Source organism: Acinetobacter sp. 226 (genome assembly GCF_048147925.1).
In the GTDB taxonomy this organism is placed as follows: domain Bacteria; phylum Pseudomonadota; class Gammaproteobacteria; order Pseudomonadales; family Moraxellaceae; genus Acinetobacter; species Acinetobacter pecorum.
This window is the reverse complement of sequence record NZ_JAYWYX010000042.1, coordinates 1-10,834: the sequence shown is the minus strand read 5'-3', so window position 1 is coordinate 10,834 and position 10,834 is coordinate 1. Positions and strand designations below refer to the sequence as shown.

At 34.6% G+C, this 10,834-nt stretch carries 14 protein-coding genes and 1 pseudogene; 6 read left to right on the top strand and 9 right to left on the bottom strand.

Annotated elements, in window-relative coordinates:
• Nucleotides 1–559: 559 nt before the first annotated feature.
• Together VXP95_RS14600 and VXP95_RS14595 are read right to left on the bottom strand one after the other, a co-directional pair.
• Nucleotides 560–1,171, bottom strand: coding sequence for a recombinase family protein (locus VXP95_RS14600; RefSeq protein ID WP_034705871.1), 612 nt, complete (start codon nucleotides 1,169–1,171; stop codon nucleotides 560–562).
• Nucleotides 1,172–1,328: 157 nt separating this feature from the next.
• Entirely contained in the window at nucleotides 1,329–1,865 is a 537-nt protein-coding gene (locus VXP95_RS14595; RefSeq protein ID WP_253175583.1) for a porin family protein, read from the bottom strand.
• Between the two features lie 437 nt (nucleotides 1,866–2,302).
• Between VXP95_RS14595 and VXP95_RS14590 the strand changes: the two genes are divergently transcribed.
• Together VXP95_RS14590 and VXP95_RS14585 are read left to right on the top strand one after the other, a co-directional pair.
• Nucleotides 2,303–3,226 carry a DnaJ C-terminal domain-containing protein gene (locus tag VXP95_RS14590; RefSeq protein WP_064101623.1) on the top strand — a complete coding sequence of 308 codons (924 nt, stop codon included), beginning with the start codon at nucleotides 2,303–2,305 and terminating at the stop codon, nucleotides 3,224–3,226.
• Nucleotides 3,227–3,237: 11 nt separating this feature from the next.
• A complete protein-coding gene (locus tag VXP95_RS14585; protein ID WP_416712299.1) occupies nucleotides 3,238–3,564 on the top strand; it encodes a chaperone modulator CbpM in 327 nt (108 codons plus the stop codon).
• Nucleotides 3,565–3,659: 95 nt separating this feature from the next.
• Here the strand turns inward: VXP95_RS14585 and VXP95_RS14580 are convergent.
• From VXP95_RS14580 to VXP95_RS14555, 6 genes and pseudogenes are all read right to left on the bottom strand, one after another.
• Nucleotides 3,660–4,504 (bottom strand): annotated as a pseudogene (locus tag VXP95_RS14580) (integrase core domain-containing protein); the annotation flags it as partial.
• 124 nt (nucleotides 4,505–4,628) lie between these two features.
• Nucleotides 4,629–4,826 (bottom strand): hypothetical protein, encoded by a 198-nt coding sequence (locus VXP95_RS14575; protein ID WP_064095820.1) that lies wholly within the window; start codon nucleotides 4,824–4,826, stop codon nucleotides 4,629–4,631.
• Nucleotides 4,827–4,892: 66 nt separating this feature from the next.
• Nucleotides 4,893–5,120 carry a hypothetical protein gene (locus VXP95_RS14570; RefSeq protein ID WP_416682347.1) on the bottom strand — a complete coding sequence of 76 codons (228 nt, stop codon included), beginning with the start codon at nucleotides 5,118–5,120 and terminating at the stop codon, nucleotides 4,893–4,895.
• A 111-nt stretch (nucleotides 5,121–5,231) separates the two neighbouring features.
• Entirely contained in the window at nucleotides 5,232–5,447 is a 216-nt protein-coding gene (locus VXP95_RS14565) for a cold-shock protein (protein WP_004641928.1), read from the bottom strand.
• 621 nt (nucleotides 5,448–6,068) lie between these two features.
• Nucleotides 6,069–6,257 (bottom strand): YqaE/Pmp3 family membrane protein, encoded by a 189-nt coding sequence (locus VXP95_RS14560; RefSeq protein WP_004641934.1) that lies wholly within the window; start codon nucleotides 6,255–6,257, stop codon nucleotides 6,069–6,071.
• A 487-nt stretch (nucleotides 6,258–6,744) separates the two neighbouring features.
• Nucleotides 6,745–7,116, bottom strand: coding sequence for a plasmid mobilization protein (locus VXP95_RS14555; protein WP_416706426.1), 372 nt, complete (start codon nucleotides 7,114–7,116; stop codon nucleotides 6,745–6,747).
• Nucleotides 7,117–7,420: 304 nt separating this feature from the next.
• Between VXP95_RS14555 and VXP95_RS14550 the strand changes: the two genes are divergently transcribed.
• The 4 genes from VXP95_RS14550 to VXP95_RS14535 all read left to right on the top strand — a co-directional run bounded on the left by VXP95_RS14550 (nucleotide 7,421) and on the right by VXP95_RS14535 (nucleotide 10,098).
• Nucleotides 7,421–7,762, top strand: a complete 342-nt coding sequence (locus tag VXP95_RS14550) for a hypothetical protein (RefSeq protein ID WP_114542386.1) — start codon at nucleotides 7,421–7,423, stop codon at nucleotides 7,760–7,762.
• Nucleotides 7,763–8,389: 627 nt separating this feature from the next.
• Nucleotides 8,390–9,322, top strand: a complete 933-nt coding sequence (gene repM / locus VXP95_RS14545) for a replication initiation protein RepM (protein ID WP_262738891.1) — start codon at nucleotides 8,390–8,392, stop codon at nucleotides 9,320–9,322.
• A 59-nt stretch (nucleotides 9,323–9,381) separates the two neighbouring features.
• Nucleotides 9,382–9,942 (top strand): plasmid replication DNA-binding protein, encoded by a 561-nt coding sequence (locus tag VXP95_RS14540; RefSeq protein WP_416706427.1) that lies wholly within the window; start codon nucleotides 9,382–9,384, stop codon nucleotides 9,940–9,942.
• Between the two features lie 12 nt (nucleotides 9,943–9,954).
• Complete coding sequence (locus tag VXP95_RS14535; protein ID WP_416706428.1) at nucleotides 9,955–10,098, top strand: hypothetical protein; 144 nt, start codon at nucleotides 9,955–9,957, stop codon at nucleotides 10,096–10,098.
• 189 nt (nucleotides 10,099–10,287) lie between these two features.
• On the opposite strand, the gene VXP95_RS14530 is transcribed toward VXP95_RS14535, so the two are convergent.
• Nucleotides 10,288–10,485 carry a hypothetical protein gene (locus VXP95_RS14530; RefSeq protein ID WP_034705821.1) on the bottom strand — a complete coding sequence of 66 codons (198 nt, stop codon included), beginning with the start codon at nucleotides 10,483–10,485 and terminating at the stop codon, nucleotides 10,288–10,290.
• Between the last annotated feature and the right edge of the window lie 349 nt (nucleotides 10,486–10,834).

The following is a 10,834-nucleotide window of genomic DNA, read 5'->3' as shown; positions in this document are numbered from 1 at the left end:
TCGACAGTTAGTTAGCTTTTTAACCCCTAAACCTATGAAAATCGGGTGGGGATGATTTTTTTGTCGTGTGCAGAGAGAAAAAAATTACAGCGTTTTATAAGCCTTATAGTAACGGGAGAGACTATAGGGCTTTTTATTTATCTTAATATTCATATATCTATGATGAAACCATAATGCTCGGCGATATAAAAAACTGGCTTGAGAATAGATCGGTCTTTTATGATATTTGCTAAAATGCTCTTTTAAAATATAAAAAACTAAGCGTGTGTAGCACTGGGTCTAGGTGTTCTTTGGGCTTAGTTATTAGCGTTATTTAAATAAGTATAAGTCAATTTTTACCTAATGGATTTGCTTTTCAACTAGTTCTAATTTCTTTAATGCTTGCCCTTTTTTATGATCATTATTAATCTTTACAACTAGAGCTAAAATAAAAACCATCACTATAAAAACAAGGAAAATTAAATGCTTTTTCATCATTAATCCCTTCTTTTGATCTTTAAGGATGCCTTGTTCCTTTGTAAATAGATATGACATAAGGGAAGCACTGATACAAGCCTTTTTAAATGACTTTAGCAACTCGATAAACAGTTGCAACTCCACAATTCACTGCTTTGGCAATTTCTTCTTTAGTCATATTGCCAGCTGCTAGTAATTCTTTTATTCGTTTGTGCTTAGCCTCATTGGCTTTCTTACCTGTTGGCTTGTAACCCGAGCGTGCCAGGCCCTGCTTAATACGTTCTATACGTTTCTCATTGTCTAGGCGGGCCATTGTTGCCAGGAGATCAATCAACATATTGTTGATGAGTTCCAGGATTGAATGAGTAATGCTGTCACTGGTTTGAATCATTTGGTAGGTAGTAGGAAGATCCGCTACGACTAAACGAAGTCCCTTCTCCTGGATCCTGCGCTTCAGCTCTTGAAAATCTCGTTGGGTTAGGCGTGATAATCGGTCAATACTTTCAACTAACAAGGTGTCACCTTGATTTGCTTCTGACAGCAGCTTATTCAATTCAGGTCGGTCTAACTTCGTACCACTATAGTTTTCCACGTACACAATGGTTTCACCCAAATTCAAGTTTTGGTTTAGATCCTGAAGAATCTGCAAAGCCCTTTTTGCATCTTGATCTTTAGTTGAAGCTCGTAGATAAATACGTGTATTCATTTCTATCATTTAATATTAATTCTATTAGATTAATGATAACAACATCATTTAATTATTGCATTAAGTCTAATGATAGATATTGTATGCGATTTGGCTTGCTATCATTCAGCTATACTCTTTTGATAAAAAAAGCGAGGATTTTCTCCTCGCTCTTTAACTCAACAAATTAGAAGTTATATTTTAATTGAGCATTTACACCATTAAAGCCATCAAACGCATTAACGTGTGTATAAGCTACTTCTGCAGCCAAGTTTGGAGTGAAGTTATAGCCAGCTCCAGCCTGAATGATTAAACCTGAATCATCTTCGCTAGTTGAAACTGTATAACCTTGAAAAGTAGCATCTACATCGAGGTCAACACGTGCATAACCAGCCATACCTTTAGCATAGAAGTTATTTGCTAAAGGATATTTAGCTGTTAAGCCAATACCATAGTATTGAACATCGGCATCAGTTCTTACACCAAATTCTTCTAAATCGCCATCGAACTCGATGTCATTCACAGATTTATTCCAGAATACTTCAGCACCAACATATTCATTAAATTGCAAACCACCATTCAGGCCTAGAAAATGTACATCAACATCATCGTTATTTAAAAATGTATAGCCAGCGCCTACATATGGCTGAATTGTTGTATTACCAGCATTGGCCGTAGTTGCTGCAACAGCCCCAAGAAGTGATACCAAAAGCAGTTTTTTCATTGTATATCTCATGAATATTGAAGTTATATAAAAACCCATAAATCATTGATTTAAAGGATTTGTATATATTGGAAATATAAATAAAAATTTGCAATAAATTTATACTAATTAGTAAGATATTTTTTGATTAATAAATAGACTTCTTGCGTTAGTCAAATTTTAAGCAGTCGAAAGCTATATTTTATGAGGTTTTAGCCAATTCAAAAATTAGATAAAACTATACTTTCGCAAGAGGTCTAATATTTTTTATTATGATAATCCATTAAGTAATCAGCTATAGCAGTTGTCATGAGAAAAACTATATTATGCTATAATTTTAATGTGTTATTTTTTGTGTGCAAAGAAATAATTTATAACAAGAAAAATCCTTAAAAGGTTTTTTTATCTTTAAAAAATTTGAATAATGATTAAAACATAAACAATAAAATAGAGTAGATATGGCCAAGAATTATTATGAAATATTAGGTGTATCTCGAGATGCAACTGATGAGCAAATTAAAAAAGCTTATCGTAAACTTGCAAGAAAATATCATCCAGATGTCAGTAAAGAAGCTGATGCTCAAGAGCGTATGCAAGAAGTAAATGTTGCCTACGATGTGTTAAGTAATGAAGAAAAAAAAGCAGAATATGATTTTGAATTAGACCATCCACAGAGTAGCCGTAGCCAAGGTGGGAATAGTCATCAATATTATTCCAATATGGGCGGGCAGGATTTTTCAGGGTTTGAGGACTTGTTTGGTCGCTTTGGCGGTGGTTTTGGTGGTTTTAATGAACAGCGTTATCAAGGTCGAGCATCCTATAAAGGGGATGATCAACATGCGACTCTAGAAGTAGATCTGGATGTTGCATTCCATGGCGCAACTCAAAATGTCACATTACAGATTCCCACTATCAATGCATATGGGCAAGCAGAAGTACAGCGTAAAGTCTTAAAAGTTAAAATTCCAAAAGGCATGAAAGCAGGCCAAAAAATCCGTTTAACAGGACAAGGACAACCGGGTATTCATGGTGGTGAAAATGGCGATCTGTATATTGAAATCCAATATAAAGCTACAGATTCAACTTATGTTGAAAACGCGGATGTCTATCATCATCTGAAGATTAGTCCATGGGAAGCAGCACTTGGACAATCCATTATGGCAAGTTTACCCAATGGCAAACAACTCAATATTCAGATTCCTAAAAATGCAAAAACAGGTCAACAATTACGTTTAAAAAATCAGGGTATTCCTGCGAAAGATCCAGGGCATTTATTCCTGATCCTCGATATTGTGCAACCAGATGCGCAAACTGAGCAACAAAAACAGGCTTATGAAGCATTTGCAGCAGCATTTTCAAACTTTAAGCCAAGATCATCATAAGGAGTAAAATTATGACAACAGTTAAATATTATGAGGTGGTCTTAGAAGATATCCAGCAGGCAGAAGTTTTAGATGAACAACAACATTATGATTTAAATAGTTTTGCTCAAGTCTGTGGTCAAAGTCCTCAATGGGTTCTACAACTGATTGAATACGATATTTTGCCACATCGCTTAAATGCATCAGATTTATATTTTTTAGTAGATGATGTGTCACGTGCACAAAAAGCGTATCGTTTACAGCGTGATTTTGATGCAAGTTTTACTGCTTTGGCCATGATACTGGATTTAATCGAAGAATTAGAGCAACTTCGACGTATAACTAAATATCAGGGATAGATTTAAAATATTGGGTTTATCTCGGCATTGTTGCATAAAGTGTACTAGCTCAAACCTGATCTGACAGTTACCCATTTTTTATTGTGCCTGTCAGGTTAAATTTGAGCTAAATTTTTCTCAGCCCAAATCCGTTTTCCATCAAGTAAAGTTTCAAGTGGTGTACGACCACAGCACATTTTTCCTTGATGAGTCCGTTCAGTATTATAGAATTTCAGCCAATCGTCTAGATCAACCTGTAATTCTTCCAATGAGCTATAAAGCTTCTTCCTGAACGTAATTTGATAGAACTCCTGCAAAATCGTCTTATGGAAACGCTCACATATACCATTTGTTTGCGGGGAAGCTGCTTTTGTCTTCGTGTGATCAATATCATTGACTGCCAGATACAACTCATAGTCATGTTGTTCTACCTTAGCGCATCCTCAGTACCTCTGTCTGTGAGGATGCGAAGCATTGGTAAGTCCTGAGATTGATAGAATGGCAACACACGATCATTGAGTAAATCAGCCGCTGTAATCGGTGTTTTTGTTGTATAGAGCTTGCAATGAACGACCTTGCTATAAGTGTCGATGAATGTTTGTTGGTAGATTCGTCCAACACCTTTGAGATTCCCGACATAAAAGGTGTCTTGCGCGCCTAAATAGCCTGGATGAGCTGTTTCGATTTCACCACAAGCAACGTCATCCTCATGCTTACGTTCAAGTGCCGCAATCTGCTGATCATTTAATTCAATACCATCCTGTGCCACTTTAGCCTCAAGTGCTTTTAAACGCTTCTTAAAGTTTTCTAAATCATGACGAAGCCATATAGAGCGAACCCCACTCCCTGAAACGAATACACCCTTCTTGCGTAATTCATTACTAGTACGGTGCTGACCATATGCGGGATATTGAATTGCGAAATCAATAACAGCCTGTTCAGTAGCATCATAGAGGTGGTTCCACCTCTAGTAGATGCTATCGCAGCACCAAATTTTAATCATAAACAATTATTTTTAAAATGGTTATGTATACGATTTAATATTCCAGTTTAAATTAAAAGGACTAGCTTAAAATTCGCATTATTTATGCAATTTTGAAAATTTTCCCACTTACGGTACTCTGAAAAAACATTTCAAAACTAGGTCGAATATTTTCACCATCAACAGTGATATGTTTTATATTCGAATGAGAGCGGGTACTGGCAAACTGATGATCCACAGTTGCTTGAATAGTGTGTTTAACCCCAAACTGATCTTTAACATTAATACTCTGCTTAAGCATGTATATACCTTCCATAAAATTACAGTAGAAACTATTTAAATAAATATCTGATTTTTATTTTTTTATCTAAATAACTCTGTGATCGAGTTTAAATAGCTGATTTAAAGAAGTATAAAATGTACGGCCATCTAAATTTAAATCGACCTCCATCCCAGATGAGAGAAGAACTCTTTTACCCACTTCAATTGTTTTTAACCCCTGACGTGTACTTTGCATTTTATTAAGAGGAGTTAATGAAACAATAATTTCAGTACCATTTTTAGCTTTTGCAATTAAATAATTTATTTTTAACAACTTGAATCCTGTTTTTCTGAAAATTTTCCAATTTTGGAAATAACTTTAAAATTTAATTTTAAATTATAAAAAAAGCACTCATGAGTGCTTTTTATTACTGCTTATTACTGCTTAGATAGCAATAATATTTACAGCATTCGGTCCTTTTTGACCTTGGGCTACGCTGAATTCAACCATTTGGCCTTCCATTAAGGTTTTGAAACCTGAACTTGCGATTTCGCTAAAATGAGCAAAAACGTCTGGACCTGATTCTTGTTGAATGAAACCAAAACCTTTAGTTTCGTTGAACCACTTTACAGTACCTTTAACAACATTTGAGTTTGACATAATATATCCTACTAATTTTTAATAATTTTAAGTCATTTTATTGACTGGGTATAACTTTGAAAATAATAAAGAAGCGACTTAAAATCTGAAAAAAACGAAGGATTATGACTAAAACTGCGATACTTAAAGAAGATTTACCGGAACAAGACTTTTTTCTAGTTAAGTCAACTATACACTAAAAATAGTAAAAATCAAGTTTTCTTATATACATATTCATTAAATTTATAAAAAACAAAATTAATCAAAAAAAATACAATAAAATCATATTTTTATTGTAAATGTAACAATACAAGATTAAGATGTTGGTCTAGTAAGATTGATAAGTAATGAATGCGATTATATAGTTCTGTAATAACAATATTGATGTTTTTAATTTCGGGAATGATGATTTTTTCCCATACGCAAATCATATATAAACCGCCAAATTTTACCGCTTTCAATATGGCCGAATAGCCATATTTAATAAGAAAAACCGCCTGTTAGGCGGTTTTTAACTTTTGAAGAAATAATAATTGTCTTTGTTTAACATAAAATTTCTTATACCAAATAAGCAAAGCTCATTATTCAATGAGCTTTGACAGTAGCAATTTCAAGAATGCTTAGGAGAGAGTTAAATTAAACTTAGTGATATAAAGCTGCTTTCGCTTCTTGGTCTGCATGATCTTGCAATAAAGCATGCACAGCCCAGATCGCAGCTGGGAGCCAGCCTAAAAGGGTAACTTGAAGAAACAAACATATCATTGCTGCAAAAGGTCGACCTATCATAAAGAAAGGCAACCAAGGAAAGAGCAACGCTATCAGAAATTTCATATTAATTTCCTCTTAAGAAGTTTCAAAAGCCTTAACAACTAATAAGAGGCAGAAGTAAACAACCTATAGGCGTATCCGTCTATTCAAGATTTACTTATTTCTGTAATTGACCGTGCACTTTGACTTTATTCATAAATTATCGTTATTTGGCATCACTAAATGCAAACTAAAAATTATACAGTCAAAATCAGTCCTGAGCTTTTTGTTCAGTTTCATCATTGGCCGGAAAAATACTTGGATTCGTGAGCCTGATGTTTTCCTGGCACTGTGAATAGCCACCGATTTTATAGACATCTTTTATTGAACATCATAAACGGCTCCAATCTAAAGAACATTTAACATAAAAACTCATATACGAAATTCATCAGGCTAAAGCCACTATACAAGGTCACATACCTTACACCTTTTTGGGAATACCTGGTTTAGTGCAGCTCTGAAGGGACAGCTGGCTAACGCCACTATACAAGGTCACACACCTTACACTTTTTTAAAACTTGATCGCGGATCTGACTTTAGAAATGAATAGATCAATTGAATTTTGGTTCCTAGAAAAATCCAGCAGTAGCCCATTTACTTTAGATCGGATCTCTTTAGGATCAGTCAGTTCTCCATTCATTAAGTTTTTCAGTAGTCCACCCACTTTATTCATATCTGATTTTAGGCTGCGAATTTCCTGGATTGTTTTTATATCAGTCAGACTTTTAGGTTGATAACCCAATCCTAGATCACGCAAATATTGAGAAGCTGATAAATTTCCCTGAGCAGCATTTTCTTCAATTTGCTTTTTCTCAGCTTCATCAGTTACCACAACTTGAATTACTTTTTGGCGTATCCGTTTCGGCTTTTTCTGTTCAGTCATTTTTTGATTTCCAGTACATTTTGGCTATGCCAAAAGCTCCGCAGGACAAGAGGCCACGTTGAGCTGAAAGCGAATAAGTAGGGTAATTTATATAACCAGGGCTTGCCATGTTATATAACATTACACATCTTGCCAATATCACTGAAAGTTCAATTGCACATAAATGCATATAATTGCACATCAAAATGAATAAAAACTATTTAAAAGCTTATAGTTGCAGATAATTTCATATAAAATCTTATAAAAGCTCATAATTGCATATGGTTGCACATAATTGCATAAATTAAAGAAAGAGGAAGTCATTATGGTCACCAGACATGGCGCAAAGAAATTCATCATCTCTGTATTACCTGAAATAGAAAAACGGCTAGAAGCTGGTTATACAATTAAGGAAATCCACGCTGATTTACCTGAGCTAGCGAACAATATTTCTTACAGTTCAGTTTTGCGAAATTTGAATAGAATGGGAATGAGTGAAAAAAAGGTACATCTACATAAAATAGAAAAATTAGAGTCCCAGGATATGGTCCCCACTTCTAATGAAAAAATGAAAATGACGAATGCAGAAAGAAATACAGAAAAATTGAAGACTAAAAAACCTGTTTTTTCTTATGACCCTCATACAAAAGGTAAAGATTTTATCTAATTACTATAAAACTTAGCTTTTAAATGCACTCATTTGCGATTTAAGCTCAAATTCACATAGGAAGGTACAGAACGAGTGTCTACGAGTGAAATCGCTGAAATTCGCGCTTAGACCCTCTGAAAAACAGTTTTTTAGGCTGTGAAGCCTAAATAAGCGTAAATTACATGCAGAAAATTGAGTCTAGATCGAGCGCAGCGAGTAAAAAAGCTCTATGAGCGAAGCGAATCCATCGTGCTTTTGCTTTTTATTGAAGTCACAACGAGAAGAGCCAAAAAATTGCCCCGACGAATCGAGCGAAAGCGAGATTCAATAGAGTTTGAGCGTAGCGAAAACCAAGGGCAATTTTTCATTCTCTGGGCTTTTAATTATTTTAAAGTTTTTAAATGCTTTTAGATATGCTGAAAGCCTTTGTTCACAATGCTTTCAAGGGTTATATGACTACGTTTACCTACCAATATGACTACGTTTACCTACCAATATGACTACGTTTACCTACCAATATGACTACGTTTACCTACCATAAGTCTACTTATTTTTTTTTGTAGATTTAACTACGTTTACCTTGCATTTAACTACATAATATTTTATATAGATTTATATTCAGAAATAAAAAAGTAGACTAATAACATGCGAGATCTAGTTGTAAAAGATAATGCTTTAATTAACGCAAGCTATAACCTAGATCTAGTTGAACAGCGACTTATTCTTTTAGCTATTGTTGAAGCAAGAGAAAGTGGTAAAGGCATTAATGCAAACAACCCTTTAGAAGTCCATGCAGAGAGCTATATCAATCAATTCAATGTTGCAAGACAGACTGCCTATCAAGCATTAAAGGATGCTTCAAAAGATTTATTTGCTAGACAATTTAGCTATCAAGAGATGAATAAACGAGGAAATATCGAAAACGTACTAAGCCGATGGGTTAGTGAGATTCGTTATATTGACGCTGAAGCGACTGTTAAGTTAATTTTTGCACCTGCTATTGTTCCATTAATTACTAAACTCGAAGAACAGTTCACTAAGTATGAATTACAGCAAGTTAGTAATCTCAGTAGTGCTTATGCTGTACGTCTATATGAATTATTGATCGCATGGCGTAGCACTGGCCAAACTCCTGTTATAGAGCTTGAAGAGTTTAGAAAAAAAATTGGTGTGCTTGATGATGAGTACACAAGAATGGGGAACTTTAAAGACAGAGTCTTACATCTAGCTATAGCTCAAGTTAATGAGTTTACAGATATCACTGTTAAGTATGAGCAGCATAAAAAAGGACGTTCAATTTATGGCTTTTCATTCTCATTCAAGCAAAAGAAAAACGTTAACAAACCAAATCTAGAAGCTAGAGATCAAAACACCTTAGATATTTTCACCAAGTTAACAGATGCTCAGCGTCATTTATTTGCTAACAAATTGTCAGAACTGCCTGAAATGAGTAAGTATTCTCAAGGCACCGAAAGCTATCCGCAATTTGCCGTACGAATTGCCGAAATGCTATTAAATGCTGAAAAATTTAAAGAACTATATCCATATCTAGTAAAGGTTGGCTTTCAAACAAAATAAAGATAATGTTCAGTAATATGCTCACCTGAACATCCTTGTACATGAACAGAGGGATTGTATTGAACACTACAAAATTTAGCGTTATGGACGCAAGTAAAGCCTTTAAAAAATCACGGACAACAATATATGAGGCTTTAAAAAATGGTGAATTATCAAGAGATAATGATGGTCTAATAGACTTATCTGAACTTATCAGAGTTTATGGCAACCCAGTCGGTGTTCAGTCCAGTACACGTACTGAACAAGTTCAGAAGGATGTACAGGTACACGTTCAATCTGAAGTCGAAAATCTATTAAAAGATCAGATTTCTTTACTAAAAAATCAGTTAGATTTAGCAAATCAAAGAGAAAAGTCTTTGATGCAACATATTGAAGATCTTACTCATAGAATTGAGTTTAAAGGCACCTTAGAACAGTCACAACAAGAAAATATTGATAAGCTAAATGAATCTATAAATTCAAATATAGCAACGGATCCTCGGTCACAGACTGACTCTAACTATGACGAATTGACTACTTCCGAGAGTAAACAGATCCATCTTCCTGAGCATGTTGAACCAGAACCTAAAAAACGTGGCTTATTTGGCCGTGTGCTGAATGCTGTTTTTGATAATGACTAAGGGAGAGAGATCATGCCGAAACTGAAAGACATTGCCCTGGGAATTATTGTGGCCCCGCTGCTGATCCCGATCATGCTGATTGCATCGTACCAGGATAAAAAGGCACTCAAAAAAGAGCTGGATGAACGCCAAAAAGAAAAAGACCAGGCATTCTGATTATTCAATTGACCTAAACAAAGTCGTGAAACTTTGATTAAATAATAAGCGTGGAACGTGAAAAAATCATAAAAAAAAGCCCACCTTGGGGAGGTTGGGCAAAAAAGAAACTACAGCGTTGAATTTTCAAGAGAATTATAACGCATTTCGTATAAGGTGTATTATGTTATTTTTAGGAATTCTTTAGAGTTATCTTTCAAGTAACTGACCTATTTCTAACCTGGTATAGCCACGTTCTTTAAAGATCAAAATAATTGCTTTTTTATAGTCTTCAGAAGTAGAACTCTTATATTTAGTTATCAGTTGATTCTCAGAATTCAGCTCAAGATCATTTTTGATGGTCAATCCTTCACTAGAGATCTTGTTAAAGATATTTAGGTTAAACATACAGGCACTCGTCATCCGTATTATAGCGGCCCGACTATAACGAATACCTGTCTTAGCTACGCTAGACACCCTTGGCCGCAAGGATTACAAATTAAGAAAAATTCCGCAAGTTTTTGTCTATTGAAAGAATAAATAATCTCCTAACTGTTCTCTATTTAACATGATGGTTGTTATGCGAAATTCCTAGCATATTCATCTTTTGTCTTATATCTTTATTTTTACCAATAGGTAAAATATATTCATAACCTACATCGAAAAGTAGGTAATTAAGAAAAAAACTCTGCACACGACAAAAAAATCATCCCCACCCGATTTTCATAGGTTTAGGGGTTAAAAAGCTAACTAACTG